Here is a 15,528-nt window from a genome sequence, read left to right on the forward strand (position 1 = left end):
GACATGGCCTCTCCGACCCCCACCCGTCAGCGCAAGCGCGGACACGACCCGGAGTCCGTGCTGTCCACCGCCGTGGGTGTCTTCAACGAGCGGGGCTACGACGGGACGAGCATGGAGGACCTGGCCAGGGCCCTCGGCGTGACCAAGTCGGCCATCTACTACCACGTGCCGGGCAAGGAGCAGCTGCTCGCGCGGGCGCTGGACCGGGCGCTCGACGGGCTGTTCGCGGTGGTGACCGACGAGCGCGCCGCCTCGGGGCCCGCGATCGACCGCCTGGAGCGGGCCGTACGGCAGAGCGTGCGCATCCTCGTGGACCGGCTCCCGTACGTGACGCTGCTGCTGCGGGTGCGCGGCAACAGCCGCACCGAGCAGGCGGCGCTGGAGCGGCGGCGGGAGTTCGACAGGTTCATCAGCCGCCTGGTCAAGGAGGCGGCGGCGGAGGGCAGCATCCGGCCGGACGTGGATCCGGCGCTGGTGACGCGGCTGCTGTTCGGCGCGGTGAACTCGATCACCGAGTGGTACAGACCGGCGCGCGGGGCCTCGGCGGACGACCTGGCCGACGCGCTGCTCAAGATGACCTTCACCGGCCTACGGGTCTAACGCTTCCCGCCGCCCGGGATCGACCTCGGGGGTCTCGGCGCCGCGCGGCAGCTTGACGCGCAGGTCGTTGCGGACGGCCTCGCCGAGCTTCTTGGTGGCGATGCGGTTGAGCGCGCCGCCGGCGATCGCTCCCGTGAGGAACGGGCCGAGCGTGGTCAGATGGCGGCCGAGCGTGCGGAGGAGGCGGTTGCGCAGGGCGGTCTTGGTGGCCGCGCCGAGCGCCAGCGAGACGGACGTGGGTGTGAGGGGGTCGATGCCACGTTGTTTGGCCCATGCGGCCGTGAACGCGACCGCGCGCTGGGTGCCCGAGCCCTGGACGCGTACGCCGTAGACCTCGTGCAGCTCGGCCAGGAGCTTGACCTCGATGGCGGCGACGACGATGGTCTCGGCGACGAGCTGCGCGGGGGCGGAGAGCAGAAGGGGCGGTGCGGCGAACTCTGCCGCCGCGAGCGCTCCGCCGATGGCGCCGACCGTCATCGTGGCCTTCTGGGCGGTGCGCACCAGGTCGTCGGCGAGTTGCTCGCCGGTCAGGCCGTGATGGTGCTCGGAAAGGGTGTGCAGGTCCCTGATCGGGATGCGAGGCGCGATGCTGAGAAAGACGTCCGCCAGCCAGCGGCCCCGGCCCGTGCCTGTGGCACGCGCCTTCTTGGCTCCGTCGGACAGCGCGCGGGCTAGTCGGCCGAGCAGCCTGCGCCGCTCGGCCGGCTCCAGCTCGCCGGGCTCGGTGAGCTTGCCTACGAGCTCGCCGACCTCGCGTTCGGGGCCGGCGACCTCGTTGTCTGGTTGCTTGTCCTGCTCAGGTACGGCCACGCGTTGCCTCCGTCCTCATGGTCGCGATCGCTCAAGGTCGGGTTTCTCCCTACCCAGAGCATTTCGCTCCAGTCGATTAGGCGGCGCACTCCCGGCAGACCTGCTGGCCGTTCTTCTCGGAGGCCAGCTGGCTACGGTGGTGCACCAGGAAGCAGCGCGAGCAGGTGAACTCGTCGGCCTGACGGGGGATCACCCGCAGGGAGAGCTCTTCGTTCGACAGGTCCGCACCGGGCAGCTCAAGCGACTCGGCCAGGTCCGTCTCGTCGATGTCGATGCTGCCAGACGACTTGTCGGTGCGCCGCGCCTGCAACTCCTGGAGGCTGTCCTCCCCCAGGTCGTCGTCTGTCTTGCGTGGGCTGTCGTAGTCGGTAGCCATTGTGCTTACTCCATCCCCCTCATCTATATGTCCTCGCGCTCATCGCGCGTCTTCTAACGTCCAGGAAGCCCATCTTGTGCCCGTTCCGCCGGGGAGATTTCCCATGGGTACCCCGCGGGAACGGACGACGAACCTCCCAACACGTCAGGGCTGGCTGCCGCCGGCAATGGTTAGCCAAATATGGCGAAACCCACAGCCTTGGCGCCATGCACCACCGTGTTCGACGGCACATCCAACCACATGTGCGGCGTGAATGAGACGCCCCCCACGCCTCAACACGGGCACCAACACACGGACGAACGCGCCAGAGCAAGACGATCTCAGCGTCTCGGGAGCCGAATGGTCACGACAAGCCCTCCACCATCGCGTGGCACGGCGGCCACATTTCCACCGTGAGCCTGAACCACCGCACGAACGATGGACAGCCCGAGCCCCGATCCCTTCGCCGAATCCACACGGTCCGCGTGGAGCCTCCTGAAGGGCTCGAACAGGCTGTTCACCTCGTACGCCGGGACGTGCTGCCCTGTGTTGGCCACCTGAACAACCAAGGCACCGTCCGCCATTCCCGTCTGGATCCAGACTTTTCCGTTTTCGGGAATGTTGTACTTGACCGCGTTCTCCAGCAGGTTGCTGACCGAGCGCTCCAGGAGCACCGGATCGCCTATGGTAGGCGCGCTGACCAGTTCGGCCGTCACGGTTACCCCGTGCTCCTCGGCGAAGGCCGTCACCTGTTCCACGGCCGTCTGAGCGACTTCCCGGACATCGAGCGGTTTGCGCACGGCGAGTTCGCGCTCGCTCCTCGCCAGCAACAGCAGTCCCTCGATGAGCTTCTCGTTACGCGCGTTGACTTCGAGAAGGGTACGGCCGAGCGCTTTGAGATCCTCGGACGCCTCGGGATCGGACAGGGCGATCTCCAGGACGGTCCGGTTAATCGTGAGGGGAGTTCGCAATTCGTGGGAGGCGTTGGCCACGAATCTGCGCTGGGTGTCGAAGGCGACGTTGAGCCGGGTGAGCATGGCGTCGAACGTGTCGGCCAGCTCCTTCAGCTCGTCGTTGGGGCCGTGCAGGTCGATGCGCTGGTGGGCCAGGGTGCTCTCGGACAGCTTGCGGGCCGTCGCCGTCATCTGGGCGACCGGCCGCAGCGCCCGGTCGGCCACGAAGTAGCCGATGATCAGCGCCAGGATGCCGACGCCCATCAGCGCGAGCAGGGAGTTGCCGAACAGCGCGTCCCGCGCGTCCTGGACCGCCTGCTTCTGCAACTTGGCCCAGACGATCTGGAACTGCTCGTCCGCGGCGGGAGGCAGCCCCAGGTCGACGTTGGGCCACGCCGAGCTGAGGGCCGTCCCGACGATCACGTAGACCGACCCCAGCAGCACGGCGGAGGCCGCGAAGACGAGCGCGCCGTACGTGAGCGTCAGCCGCCACCGGATGCTGACCTTGGCGGGCAGCTCCCTCATCCGCTCCATCGGCGTGCGCTGCACCGGCGACTGCCCGGGCGGTGGCGGGCCGTCCCAGGCGGGCGGCCCGCTGGGTGGTGGCGCCTGCTGCACGCGCGTCGCCTTCCTCCCCGAATGCGGGCTGATCATCGGATGCGTCGGCCCGGACTGGAGCTCCTCCGACTTCTCCGTCACGGGGCCTCCCCCGCGACGGACGGGCGGCGTTCGATGGATCGCCGTTCACTCACAGTTTGTACCCAACCCCGGGCACAGTCTCGATCACCTGAGGCTCGCCCAGCTTCTTCCGCAGCGTCATCATGGTCACGCGGACCACGTTCGTGAAGGGATCGATGTTCTCGTCCCATGCCTTGTCCAGCAGGTCCTCCTGGCTGACCACGGCACCCTCGGCCCGCATCAGCTCCTCGAGCACCGCGAACTCCTTCTTGGTCAGCACGACCTCCTTGCCGTCGCGCTCCACCAGCCGCTTGCCCGGGTCGAGCCGGATGCCGGCGCGCTCCAGGACGGGCGGCAGGGCGGGCGCGGAGCGGCGGCCGAGCGCGCGCACCCTGGCGACCAGCTCGACGAACACGAACGGCTTGGCCAGGTAGTCGTCGGCCCCCAGGCCGAGACCCTCCACCTTGTCGTCCACGTCGCCCGACGCGGTCAGCATCAGGATCCGCGAGGCGGTCCGCTGCTCCACCAGGCGACGGCACACCTCGTCGCCGTGGACGACCGGCAGGTCGCGGTCCAGCACGATCACGTCGTAGTCGATGTAGGAGGTCCGCTCGAGGGCGCCGCCCCCGTCGTAGGCGACGTCGACCGCCATGGCCTCGCGCCGCAGCCCGGTCGCGATCGCGTCGGCGAGCACCCGCTCATCCTCAACCACCAGCACCCGCACGCCTGATGCACCTCTCTCCGATTCTGGTCACTCATTCTGTCCACAGCCTCGATAAGCGCACGGTAAGGCATGTTCAGAGGTGGGTGACCCCCCGGTCAGGGAGAGGAGCACAAAATTCATGTTTCGGAGTGTGAGGGGCCGGGGTATGCCTGCGGGACACCCATCGCCCGGACATCACCCGGCAATGGGCGTACTTCGCCCCAAGAGCACGGATCGGACCCCAGAGAGTAGGTGAGATGGGCGAGTTCACGACCACGATCGAACACCGCCTCGACCAGGCTTATAAGGGCCTTCGGGAGGCCCGTAGCGTCGGCGACGAATATCTCGCCGACACACTCACCGCCGAGATCGAGGACCTGCGCAGGCTGGCCGACGATCACGGCATCCCGTTGCCTCGCTGATCAAGCGCGAACGGCCGGAGCCCTCGAGGGCTCCGGCCTTTCGCGTCAGGCGTCCCGTTCGGGGTTCTGCGCCGCCAGCAGGTCGTGCAGTTCCTCGAAGAGCCCCGGCGCCGCGCAGAGCGCGAACTCCGGGCTCACCGGCTTGCCGTGCAGGCCTTCGAGCCTGGCCCCCGACTCCGTCGCCACCAGGCCGGCCGCCCCGTAGTCCCACGGGTTGATGCCGCGCTCGTAGTAGGCGTCCACCCGGCCCGCCGCGAGCGAGCACAGGTCGATCGCGCACGAGCCGCCGCGCCTGATGTCCCGCACCCGGGGCAGCACCTCCGCCACCACCTGGCCCTGGACGGCGCGCCTGCTCACCGCGTAGCCGAATCCGGTCGCCACCAGCGCCTGCGCGAGCGGCACGCCCGTGTTGCAGCGCAGCCGCTCCACGCCGAGCCAGGCGCCCTCGCCGAGTGCCGCGGTGTAGACCTCGCCGCGGGCCGGCAGGTTGACGGCTCCGGCCACGACCCGGCCGTTCACCTCGACGGCGATCGACACGGCCCACTCCGGCAGGCCGTACAGGAAGTTGACGGTGCCGTCGATCGGGTCGACCACCCAGCGCACGTCCGACTCGCCGGGCTCCTCCCCGCCCTCCTCGCCGAGGATCCTGTCGCCGGGCCTGGCCGCCAGGATGCGCTCGCGGATGAGCTCCTCCGACGCCTTGTCCAGCGCGGTGACCACGTCGGTGGGGCTGGACTTGGTCTCGATCTCCTCGGACATCGTGGGCCGCTTGGCGAGCAGCATGTCGCCCGCCTCGCGCGCGATGTCCTCGGCCAGTCTCAGGAAATCCGTCATCAGGCCACCGAGTCCGGACGCTTCCACTCCTCGCCGAGCACGTGCTGGGCGAGGAACGCGAACACGGTCTCGTACCAGGCGACGATGTTGCCCGGCTTGAGGATCCAGTGGTTCTCGTCGGGGAAGTACAGGAACTTCGACTCGACCTCGCTGCGCCGCAGGTCCCACCAGAGCCGCAGACCCTCGCCGATCGGTACGCGGTAGTCCTTGTCGCCGTGGATGACGAGGAGCGGGGTGGTGATCTTGTCGAGGGAGTTGTGCGGCGACAGCAGCTGGTAGCGCTCGGAGCCGGGCTCGCCCATCTCGCGCTGCCAGTACATGGCGGCGTCGGTGGTGCCGGCGAACTGGTCGAGGTTCCACAGTGCCGCGTGGGTGACGATGGCCTTGTAGCGGTCGCTGTGGCCGGCGAGCCAGTTGGCCATGTAGCCGCCGTACGAGCCGCCCATCGCGGCGATGCGCTCGCTGTCGATGTCGTCCCTGGCCAGGGCCACGTCGACGATCGCGTCGAGGTCGGCCTGGGTGCGCGGGCCCCAGTTGCCCCAGCCGCGGTCGATCATCTCCTGCCCGTAGCCGGTGGACAGGCACGGGTCCGGCATGAGGACGGCGTACCCGCGCTGGGTCATGAGCCACACCTGCCAGCGCCACTGCCAGTCGTTCCACGAGGCGACCGGGCCGCCGTGGATCCACAGCACGAACGGCGCCGGCTCGTCGGCCGAGGCGCCCTCGGGCAGCGCGAGCCAGCCGCGGACCGTGGCGCCGTCGTCGGCGGTGGCGGAGATCTCGGTCAGCGTGCCGGGCACCTCGGGGCGCGGCCCGGGCGAGGGCAGGTCGACGATCTCGCCGGTGGCCACGTCGATCCTGGCCGGGCCGGGGGCGAGGGCGATGCCGCTGCGCAGCGCGTAGACGGAGCCGCCGTCGGAGGAGGCGTTGAGCCCGGTGTACGCGGCGTCGTCCTGGGTGAGCCGCGCGCTCTCCCCGTCCAGCGGGACGCGGAAGACGGGGCGGCGGCCCTGGTGGTCGGCCACGATGTAGACGGCCGAGGAGTCCGGCGCCCACTCGACGTCCGCGGGGAACAGGTCGGGCGCGTACGCGCGGCCCTCGCCGGTGGCCACGTCGGCGATCCACAGCTCGCTGCGCGCCGAGACCTCCAGCCCGGTGAACCGCTCGCGGGCGCAGGCCACCTTGGAGCCGTCGGGCGAGATCGCGAGCGGGCCCGTGTAGTCGAAGCCCTCCTCGGTGAGCACGGTGCGCCGCTCGCCGGAGGCCACGTCGATGGCCACCAGGTCGGTACGGCTCTCGCCCTTCGGCAGGTACGTGCGCCAGGTCGTGATCACCGTGGCGCCGTCCGGGCTCAGCTCGAACGAGGCGTCCCGCAGCGCCTCACCCGCGTCGGGGGTCAGGTCGCGCACGTCCTCAAGGCGGTCGCCGCCGAGCCTGGCGGCGAACAGCCGGGTGCGGCCAGGGCCGAGATCGTGGTCCCAGAAGCGGATCGGGTAGCCCTCGTGCAGGATGGCGCTGATCCCGGCGTCCTTGCGGGCCTTGCGCCTGGCCTCCTCGGCCGCCTCCTCGCCGTCGAGCACATCGGAGGAGAACACCACGACGTCGGCGGCCGTACGCACGGCGCCGATCCCGCCGGGGCGGGTGGCCACCTGGCGGGCCTCGCCGCCCGCGCGGGGCAGCAGCCAGAGCGCGGGCACCTCGTCGGAGGAGTCCTTGACGGTGGGGTCGGGGCGGGCGGAGGTGAACAGCACGTCGCCCGCGGCCGTGAAGACCGCGGCCGACTCGCCCTTGGCCGAGCGCGTCAGCCGGTGGGGCTCGCCGTCGACCGGAATCGCCCAGAGCGCGGTGCCGTAAGACTTGCCGTCGGGGTTGAGTGACTGGACTGTGGAGATCAACCTGGAGCCGTCGGGGGAGAGCTTCAGCGAGAGAACCCGGGGGATGGCCACGTAGTCGCGTATGTCATTGAATGCGCTCACTCAATCGAACCTACCCTGCCCATGGCCTCACTTCGTGAGGCTGGCTCGGTCGCTTCGAGCCGCCGCCTTCCCTCGTCACTCCGTGAGGCTGGCTCGGTCGCTTCTGTCGGTTGCAATCGAAGCTGTCGGTGTCCGCGCGTTGTCGGTGCTCGTGTCGGCGTTCAGGTTGATGTGTCGGATTCGGCCTTCGGCTCCGATCTTGGTGATGCAGAATGCGAGGCGGCATCGTCGGCGCGATCCGGCAAAGTCATCAGGGCCGATTGTTCTTGCCGTCCAGCCACAACGTGTCAGTCTCATCGCGATGGGAACCCGAACTGCCAACGTGCTTGGCGTCGATCTTCGGACCCTTTTTGATCACATGCACCAACGCCATCGCGTGTCCACGTCCAAGGCCGTAGTCCAGCTTCAGCCAGTCGATGATCGCTCCGGCTTTCGTGGATGGGTCGTCAAGGCCACGCTCTTTCGCCAAAGCGATGAACTCACGCGGTGTCAGTCCGGTCTTGTCCTCGATGTTGTCGAGGTACGCCTGGAACGACATTTTTCTCCATTCTGCGGGGATCGGCCGGATGGCCGCCGACTCTGCGGTCCGGCGAGCAGCAAGCTTGTCTTTTGCAAGTATGGTTTGTCAACTGTACTTTGAGCTAAGATCTGCACCATGGCGTCTCGAGAGTACGGACAGTTCTGCGGCCTGGCCCGCGCGATGGAGATGATCGGCGAACGGTGGAGCATGCTGATCATCCGCAACCTGTTCGCCGGACCCCAGCGCTTCACAGATTTGCGAAAAGGCTTGCCCGCCATCCCGACCAACATCCTGTCGGCCCGCCTCAAACAGCTCGAAGGGGCAGGCCTGGCCACCCGCCGCGCGCTGCCACATCCCGACCGCGCAGTCGTCTACGAGCTCACCGCCTATGGACGCGATCTGGAACCGGCGCTCATCGCGCTGGGACGATGGGGCGCACGGACGATGACCGAACCCCGCCCCGGCGAAGTCGTCACCGCCGAATCGATCGCCATGTCCTTCCGCACCACCTACCGGCCGGAAGCAGCCCAGGAAGTCACCGTCGGCTACGAGGTCCGTATGGGCGACTTCACGCTCGGCCTGCAGATCACCGACGGGGTACTGACGGTGGGCCTCGGCCCGCACCCGGCACCCGACCTCGTCATCAAACGGCTGACCGGCCACCCGATCCGCGAACTCATGAGTGGCAGCAAAACCCCGGACGAAGTACTCCACGACAGCAGCGTGCGCATAGAAGGTGATCCCGCGCTTCTTGGTCGCTTCGCCGAGATGTTCCGTTTCTGAGCGACAGAAAGACCTGAACGACTCTGCTCGAAACCGTCCGGACCAAAGTGTCGCGCCGCTGGTCAGAGTCCACTCCGGCCGCCGACTTCATCCGGAAGGGACAGCTGCGCTCCCTCCACTCCTCAGTCCAGGCGACGGCGCTCGCGTTCATGGCCTCACTCCGTGAGGCGGGCTCGGCCGCCTCACGCCTCGCGGGGGACCGGCGGTAGCCCCGAATAGGGTGGGCACGTGGGAACTTACGACGCGTTGCTGGTTCTGTCGTTCGGCGGGCCCGAGGGGCCCGAGGACGTGCTGCCGTTCCTGGAGAACGTCGTGCGCGGCAGGGGGGTGCCGCGCGAGCGGCTGCTCGAGGTGGCCGAGCACTACCAGGGCTTCGGCGGGGTCAGCCCGATCAACCAGCAGAACCGCGACCTGGTCGAGGCGCTGCGCCCGATCGCCGGCGTGCCCGTCTACTGGGGCAACCGCAACTGGCACCCGTTCGGCGAGGACACCGTCCGCCAGATGAGGGCCGACGGGATCAGGAAGGCGGCCGTGTTCGCGACCTCGGCGTTCGCGGGCTACTCGAGCTGCCGCCAGTACTACGAGGACATCGCCAGGATCTCCGTCGAGGACGGCCCCGAGCTGGTCAAGATGCGCCACTTCGGCGACCACCCGGGGTTCGTGGCCGCGATGGCCGACCACACGCGGGCGGCGCTCGAACGGCTCGGCCGCGACGACGCCAGGCTGGTGTTCACCGCCCACAGCATCCCCGTCTCCATGGCCGAGACCGCGGGCCCCTCGGGCGGCCTGTACGAGGCGCAGCTCCGCCGGAGCGCCGAGCTGGTCAGCCGGGCGCTCGGCCGCACGCAGCCGTGGGACCTGGTGTGGCAGTCGCGCAGCGGCCCGCCGCAGGTGCCGTGGCTGGAGCCGGACGTCTGCGACTTCCTGCGCAAGACGGACGCCCGTTCGGTGGTGCTGGTGCCGATCGGGTTCGTCTCCGACCACATGGAGGTCGTCTACGACCTCGACACCGAGGCCAGGCAGGTGGCCGCCGAGCTGGGGCTGCCCATGGAGCGGGCGGCGACCGCCGGCACGCACCCGCGCTTCGTCCAGATGGTGCGCGAGCTGATGGACGAGCCCGAGCCCGTCCCCTGCGCGCTCACCTGCTGCCCGCCTCCCCGTAGACGTCCTCAGGCGTAGGTACGGGCGTAGGCCTGAGCGATCCCCATGACCTTGTTCACGTAGTCCCAGGAGTGGTTGTAGAACCAGATCGCCTTGCGTAGCTTCTCGCCGCCCTGGCCGGCGCCGTTGGCACACAGGTAGTTGGCGGCGCCCGGCACCGCGTCGTAGGGGCTCCAGATGTCGGCCTTGCCGTCCCCGTCGCCGTCCACGCCGTAGTGCTTCCAGGTGGCGGGCATGAACTGCATGGGCCCGAGCGCGCCCGCGCTGGACGGGCCGTTGTTGCGGCCGTGGCTGCTCTCCACCTGCCCGATCGCCGCCAGCACCGTCCACGACAGCCCCGGGCAGCGGGTGGCCGAGGCCTTGTAAAGGTCCAGGTAGCTGCCGGGGCGGCCGACGTTCACCGTCGTCGGCGGCTTCTGCTGCTGCTTCGGCGTACGGTGCGCCGCGTCGAGCATGACGACCTGCGAGCCCTTGCCGAGCACCTTGCGAACCCCGGTCTCGCTGATCTTGCCGGCCTTGCCGTGCAGCAGCACCGCGACCCCCGGCGCGAACCCCAGCGACCTGCCCACGTCCGCGCTCACCAGCCCGTCCACGCCCATGAGCCCGAGCGTGGCCGAGGCCGCCACGCGCAGCCTGGGACCGCCGTCCACCTGGTACATGGCACCCAGGATCATCCCGAACTTGCGCATCGCGCCCGCGTCGGCCACCAGCTCGCCCCTGGCCAGCGCGCTCCACACGGCGGGCTGGTCGGCGACGGGCTGCGGCGTCCAGGAGCGGAAGTCGGCGGGGTCGACGGCCAGCAGGTTCAGGGCGGTGCCGGCCACCTTGACCGCGCCCGCGTCCACCACGATCACCTTCTGCACGTGCTTCAGCCCGCTGAGCGCGAACCTCGTGGTCTTCGGCACCGCGCCCGCGGCGATGGCCAGCACGCGCGGCGGCGTCGCGGTCACCCCGGGGCCGCCCTGGCCGAAGTCCTTGACCGGCTCCTTGACCGGGGCGGCCGTGGGCACGAGCTGGTCGAGGCGCGGCGAGGGCTGCTGCGGCCGCTGGGTGGGCTTCCTGCGCACCGGCTCATTCGCGGTTTTGACCAGGTCGTCGCCCAGGATCACGACGACTCCGCCGGCCGCGGCCGTGACCACGAGCACGGCGGCGACCATGAGGATGACCGCACGGAACGAGGGAAGACCGGACACTCGGGACACGTTAACCCACGCGGCCGCCAAATCACTTGCCATACGGACATACGGTGCGCCATGGTTACTTGGCTCAAGTAAGGGGGAAACGGCGTGGTCGGGCCTTACCGGGGATTGTTCGACGGGCCCGGCGTCAAGGGATTCGTGCTGGCGGGATTCATCGGCCGCATGCCGATGTCCATGCTCGGCATCGGGGTCGTGCTGCTGGTCTCCGCGCTCACCTCGTCGTACGCCACCGCCGGCGGCGTCGCCGCCATGACCAACCTGGCCTTCGCCGTGGCCGCCCCCATGTCGGGCCGCCTGGTGGACAGGTTCGGGCAGGGGCGGGTGATCCCGCCGTTCGCCGTCGTCAACGCCCTCGCGCTGGTCGCGCTGATGCTGTGCGCAGGGTTCGGGCTGCCCGACTGGACGCTGTACGCCTCGGGCCTGCTCGTGGGCGCCACCTCGCTGTCACTGGGCTCGATGGTGCGGGCCCGCTGGTCGGTCATCCACGGCGGATCGGGCAAGCTGCACACCGCGTTCGCCTTCGAGTCGGTGGTGGACGAGGTCATCTTCGTCACCGGGCCCGCGCTGGTCACGGTGCTGGCCACCGCCGTGAACCCGTACGCGGGGCTGGTCGTGGCGCTGGTCTGCATGCTCCTCGGCGCCCTCGCGCTGGCGGCCCAGCGGCGCACCCAGCCGCCCGTGCAGCCGGTCAAGTCGGCGGCGGGCTCACCCATCCTGATCCCCGGCATCGCCCTGCTGGCGTGCGTCTACCTGGCGCTGGGCGCCGTGTTCGGCTCGGTCGACCTGATCACGGTGGCCTTCGCCGAGGAGCACGGCGCGAAGGGCGCCTCCGGGTTCCTGCTGGCGGCGTTCGCGGGCGGGTCGATGGTGTCGGGGCTGTGGTTCGGGTCGAGGAACTGGCAGATCTCGCTGCGCGGGCGGTTCGTGCGGACGCTCGCGCTGTTCGTGGTGGGGCTCATACCGATCATGTTCATCGGTGACGCGCGGATCATGGCGGCGGCGCTGTTCCTGGCCGGTTTCGCCATCTCGCCGACGCTCATCACGGGCTTCTCGCTCACCGAACGGCTGGTGCCGCCGTCCCTGCTCACCGAGGGCATGGCGTGGATCTCGACGTCGATCGGGTTCGGCGTGGCGGTCGGCGCGTGGGCCGGCGGGCGGCTCACCGAGATGTTCGGCGCGTCCAACGCGTACGCCTTCTCCTGGACCGCGGCGATCCTCGCCGCGGTCGTCGGTATCGGAGGTTCGGGTTTGCTGAGACTTCCCGAGGCTCCTTCACCAGCCAAGAGCTGATCCGCTACGGTCGGGACATCCCTCGCAACACCCATCTCATTGGAAGCATTACCTATGTCCCGACAAATCAGTTCACTTCTAGCTATCGCGGCGGTTTGCGTCACCCTGGCCCCGGCGCCCGCCTTCGCACAGGCGCCGAAGAAGGCCGCGCCCGTTGACTGCGAGCAAGTCAAGTGCCTCGCGCTGACGTTCGACGACGGGCCCGGCAAGTACGCGGGAACGCTCCTCGACACGCTGAAGAAGTACGACGCGAAGGCGACGTTCTTCCTCGAGGGCCAGTACGTCAAGAGCCGCCCCGCGTTCGTCAAGCGCATGGTCGCCGAGGGCCATGAGGTCGGCAACCACAGCTACAGCCACCCCGACTTCACCAAGGCCGAGGCCGGCACCATCAGGAACGAGATCAAGAAGACCCAGGACGCGGTCAAGAAGGCGGCGGGCGTCGAGCCCAAGCTGCTGCGCCCGCCGTACGGGCTGGCCGACCTGCAGGTCGCCGACATCGCCACCGAGTTCGGCATGCCGATGGTCCTGTGGACCGCCGGCTCGGAGGACTGGGCCAGCAAGAACGTCGACGCCATCAAGAAGAAGACCATGGAGGTCGCGCAGCCCAACGGCATCATCCTGATGCACGACTGGGTGAAGCAGACCGTGGACGCGATGCCGGCCCTCATCAAGTCGCTCCAGAAGAAGGGCTACACCCTCGTGACGGTGTCCGACATCGTCAAGAGCCAGAACCTGCAGCCCGGCGACATCTTCCCGGTTCCCGCCGGCTGGGAGAAGTGAGTATCGTTCGCGCTTAACCGAATGACGCTCTGGAGGGGTGCCATGACGTTCGCGAACTGGGCGCGTAACCAGTCGGGCACCCCTGCCGAGGTGCGTACGCCGGCCTCGGTCGAGGACGTCGTACGCACCGTGCGGGACGCCGCCGCCTCGGGGCGGCGGGTCCGCATGGTGGGCACGGGCCACTCCTTCACGGGGGTGGCCCTCACCGACGGCATCATGCTGCGCCCCGGCGCCCTCACCGGGGTCAGGTCATGGGGCGACGACCGCGTGACCGTGCTGGCCGGCACCCCGCTCCGCGTGCTGAACGAACTGCTCGGCGAGCGCGGCCTGGCCCTAGCCAACATGGGCGACATCACCGAGCAGACCGTCGCGGGCGCGATCCAGACCGGCACGCACGGCACCGGCCGCGACAGCGGCGGCCTCGCCGACCAGGTCGCCGAGCTGGAGCTGGTGCTGGCCGACGGCTCGGTGACGACGGCCGGGCCGGGCGAGGACCTGTTCGACGCGGCCAGGGTCGGGCTGGGGGCGCTCGGCGTGCTGACCGCCGTGACGCTCCGGGTGGAGCCCGCGTTCCTGCTGCACAACCGGCGGCGCAAGCTGCCGCTCAGCGAGATGCTCGACTCGCTCGACGAGCTGACCTCGGCGAACGAGCACCTCGACTTCTTCTGGCTGCCGCACACCGACGCCTGCCTGGTCAAGACCAACAACCGCAGCCCCGGCCCGGGCCGGCCGCCGAGCGCGTTCCGGCACTGGCTGGACAACGTCTTCCTGGAGAACACCGTCTTCGGCGCGGCCTGCGCGCTCGGGGGCCGTTTCCCCGACCTCATCCCGCGGATAAACGCCGTCAGCGCGGCGGCGCTCGCCGACTCGGAGTCGATCGACACGTCGTACAAGATCTTCACGGCGCGGCGGGACGTGCGCTTCCTGGAGATGGAGTACGCGGTGCCGCGCGAACGCCTCGGCCAGGCGCTGCGCGAGACCAGGGACCTGATCGACCGGATGGACTGGAAGATCACGTTCCCGGTGGAGGTGCGGGTCACGCCGCCCAGCGACGCGTGGCTGTCCACCGCGTACGGGCGGTCGTCGGCGTACATCGCGTGCCACATCTACCGGCCGACGCCGAACCCCGCGTACTTCGAGGGCGTGGAGGAGATCATGACTCGGCTGGACGGGCGGCCGCACTGGGGCAAGCTGCACACCAGGGACGCCTCCTACCTGAACAAGGTCTATCCCCGCTTCGCGGACTTCACGGCCCTGCGCGACCAGCTCGACCCAGGACGCCTATTCGGCAACGAGTACCTGGATCTCGTGCTCGGCTAACGCATCGTTAGGTAAAGAGCTTGCTCGAAAACGTGTCCTGGGATCCGCGCGGGCCGCGTGGCGGGCATCCTCGTAACTCGTGCCCCGACGACTCGGCCTGCCCTCCGTGTACCTCGCCGCGGCCGTGGCCACCGCCGCCACGACCGCCGTTCCTCTCGCGATGACGCCCGCGTCAGGACTCGCCCTGCGCCCCGCCCCCACCGAGCCCACCCGGCCCTTCATCGTCACCGCACGCAGCCGCGGCGCCGCCCGCGACCTCGTCGGCGAGGTGCGGTGGCGGGTGCGGCGCTACTACACCGCCGCACTGCCCGGATTCGCCACCTTCCTCACCGCCGCCGAGCTGGCCGAGCTCCGCTCCGACCCGCGGGTGCGCGCGGTCGAGCCCGACCGCGAGATCCACCCCATGGCGCTCGGGAAATCCGGCCCGCTCTCCCGCTGGGCCACCGGCGCCGGCGCCACCGTGTACGTCGTGGACAGCGGCCTGGACGCGGGCCGGGCCGAGCTCCGCGACCGGGCCTGGCGCGCCTTCGACGCCACCGGCGGCACCGGGCACGACTGCGCCGGCCACGGCACCGAGGCCGCCCGGCGCGTCAACGTCATGGCGCCCAAGGCCAGGATCGCCTCGGTACGGGTGCTCGGCTGCGCCGGCTACGGCACCCTGGCCGACCTGCTCGCCGGGCTGGACTGGATCGGCAGGCACGCCCACGGCCCGTCCGTCGCGAACCTGGCCGTCGACGGGTCCGACTCCCCCGCGCTCGACACCGCCACGCGGTCGCTGGTGCGGTCGGGCGTCTTCGTCGTCGGGGCGGCCTCCTCCGGCGACTGCCGGACCGTGCCCGGCGGTCAGGCGTTCTCCGCTCACGCCCCGTATCTGGCCGGGGTCGCCGCCCGGTACCTGGAGCGCCATCCTGGCGCCGCGCCTTCCGTTCTAGCTTCTTGGCTCAAGTGCACGACAGCAGGCGGCGCGATTCGTCAGAATCCGTCAGGGGCCTCTAACCTCCACTTGCACAACGGCGGGCTCTAGAGGGATGGATTCGACAAATGTGACCGGCGTCACACCTTCCCGGGAGTATCCCAGGAAGGCGATGTTCGGACATGCCGGGTACGGTGCTGGCAGGCAACCGGCACACGCGAGAGACTCAAG

At 69.7% G+C, this 15,528-nt stretch carries 16 protein-coding genes; 8 read left to right on the forward strand and 8 right to left on the reverse strand.

Annotated elements, in window-relative coordinates:
• Positions 1 to 3 precede the first annotated feature (3 nt).
• Positions 4 to 600 carry a TetR/AcrR family transcriptional regulator gene (locus ACFKCF_RS03125; RefSeq protein ID WP_394490367.1) on the forward strand — a complete coding sequence of 199 codons (597 nt, stop codon included), beginning with the start codon at positions 4 to 6 and terminating at the stop codon, positions 598 to 600.
• On the opposite strand, the gene ACFKCF_RS03130 is transcribed toward ACFKCF_RS03125, so the two are convergent.
• From ACFKCF_RS03130 to ACFKCF_RS03145, 4 genes are all read right to left on the reverse strand, one after another.
• Positions 589 to 1,410, reverse strand: coding sequence for a hypothetical protein (locus ACFKCF_RS03130; protein ID WP_394490369.1), 822 nt, complete (start codon positions 1,408 to 1,410; stop codon positions 589 to 591). The genes ACFKCF_RS03125 and ACFKCF_RS03130 overlap by 12 nt on opposite strands.
• A gap of 76 nt (positions 1,411 to 1,486) precedes the next feature.
• The gene (locus tag ACFKCF_RS03135; RefSeq protein WP_020542847.1) at positions 1,487 to 1,786 is read right to left on the reverse strand and encodes a DUF4193 domain-containing protein; all 300 of its coding nucleotides are present in this window, start codon (positions 1,784 to 1,786) and stop codon (positions 1,487 to 1,489) included.
• Between the two features lie 320 nt (positions 1,787 to 2,106).
• Positions 2,107 to 3,372 (reverse strand): sensor histidine kinase, encoded by a 1,266-nt coding sequence (locus tag ACFKCF_RS03140; RefSeq protein ID WP_394490753.1) that lies wholly within the window; start codon positions 3,370 to 3,372, stop codon positions 2,107 to 2,109.
• A 94-nt stretch (positions 3,373 to 3,466) separates the two neighbouring features.
• The gene (locus ACFKCF_RS03145; protein WP_346101226.1) at positions 3,467 to 4,120 is read right to left on the reverse strand and encodes a response regulator transcription factor; all 654 of its coding nucleotides are present in this window, start codon (positions 4,118 to 4,120) and stop codon (positions 3,467 to 3,469) included.
• 236 nt (positions 4,121 to 4,356) lie between these two features.
• Here ACFKCF_RS03145 and ACFKCF_RS03150 point away from each other — a divergent pair, with 236 nt between their 5' ends.
• On the forward strand, positions 4,357 to 4,521 hold the full coding sequence (locus tag ACFKCF_RS03150) for a hypothetical protein (RefSeq protein ID WP_165959788.1): 165 nt from the start codon (positions 4,357 to 4,359) through the stop codon (positions 4,519 to 4,521).
• A 45-nt stretch (positions 4,522 to 4,566) separates the two neighbouring features.
• On the opposite strand, the gene ACFKCF_RS03155 is transcribed toward ACFKCF_RS03150, so the two are convergent.
• The 3 genes from ACFKCF_RS03155 to ACFKCF_RS03165 all read right to left on the reverse strand — a co-directional run bounded on the left by ACFKCF_RS03155 (position 4,567) and on the right by ACFKCF_RS03165 (position 7,869).
• Positions 4,567 to 5,355, reverse strand: coding sequence for an inositol monophosphatase family protein (locus tag ACFKCF_RS03155; RefSeq protein ID WP_394490371.1), 789 nt, complete (start codon positions 5,353 to 5,355; stop codon positions 4,567 to 4,569).
• Positions 5,355 to 7,331, reverse strand: coding sequence for a prolyl oligopeptidase family serine peptidase (locus ACFKCF_RS03160; protein ID WP_394490373.1), 1,977 nt, complete (start codon positions 7,329 to 7,331; stop codon positions 5,355 to 5,357). The genes ACFKCF_RS03155 and ACFKCF_RS03160 overlap by 1 nt, the downstream gene beginning before the upstream one ends.
• 250 nt (positions 7,332 to 7,581) lie before the next feature.
• Positions 7,582 to 7,869: a DUF4287 domain-containing protein gene (locus tag ACFKCF_RS03165; protein ID WP_394490375.1), complete on the reverse strand. Its 288-nt coding sequence runs from the start codon at positions 7,867 to 7,869 to the stop codon at positions 7,582 to 7,584.
• Positions 7,870 to 7,986: 117 nt separating this feature from the next.
• Between ACFKCF_RS03165 and ACFKCF_RS03170 the strand changes: the two genes are divergently transcribed.
• Entirely contained in the window at positions 7,987 to 8,634 is a 648-nt protein-coding gene (locus ACFKCF_RS03170) for a winged helix-turn-helix transcriptional regulator (protein WP_394490377.1), read from the forward strand.
• Positions 8,635 to 8,862: 228 nt separating this feature from the next.
• Positions 8,863 to 9,813, forward strand: a complete 951-nt coding sequence (locus ACFKCF_RS03175) for a ferrochelatase (RefSeq protein WP_394490379.1) — start codon at positions 8,863 to 8,865, stop codon at positions 9,811 to 9,813.
• Here ACFKCF_RS03175 and ACFKCF_RS03180 read toward each other — a convergent pair.
• Entirely contained in the window at positions 9,804 to 10,988 is a 1,185-nt protein-coding gene (locus ACFKCF_RS03180; RefSeq protein WP_394490381.1) for a lytic transglycosylase domain-containing protein, read from the reverse strand. The genes ACFKCF_RS03175 and ACFKCF_RS03180 overlap by 10 nt on opposite strands.
• Positions 10,989 to 11,081: 93 nt before the next feature.
• Here ACFKCF_RS03180 and ACFKCF_RS03185 point away from each other — a divergent pair, with 93 nt between their 5' ends.
• From ACFKCF_RS03185 to ACFKCF_RS03200, 4 genes are all read left to right on the forward strand, one after another.
• Entirely contained in the window at positions 11,082 to 12,284 is a 1,203-nt protein-coding gene (locus ACFKCF_RS03185) for an MFS transporter (RefSeq protein ID WP_394490383.1), read from the forward strand.
• Between the two features lie 54 nt (positions 12,285 to 12,338).
• Complete coding sequence (locus ACFKCF_RS03190) at positions 12,339 to 13,064, forward strand: polysaccharide deacetylase family protein (protein ID WP_394490385.1); 726 nt, start codon at positions 12,339 to 12,341, stop codon at positions 13,062 to 13,064.
• 42 nt (positions 13,065 to 13,106) lie between these two features.
• On the forward strand, positions 13,107 to 14,384 hold the full coding sequence (locus tag ACFKCF_RS03195; protein ID WP_394490387.1) for a D-arabinono-1,4-lactone oxidase: 1,278 nt from the start codon (positions 13,107 to 13,109) through the stop codon (positions 14,382 to 14,384).
• Positions 14,385 to 14,463: 79 nt separating this feature from the next.
• Complete coding sequence (locus ACFKCF_RS03200; protein ID WP_394490389.1) at positions 14,464 to 15,408, forward strand: S8 family serine peptidase; 945 nt, start codon at positions 14,464 to 14,466, stop codon at positions 15,406 to 15,408.
• Positions 15,409 to 15,528: the final 120 nt, after the last annotated feature.

The organism is Nonomuraea sp. JJY05, from assembly GCF_043496855.1.
Classification (GTDB): Bacteria; Actinomycetota; Actinomycetes; order Streptosporangiales; family Streptosporangiaceae; genus Nonomuraea.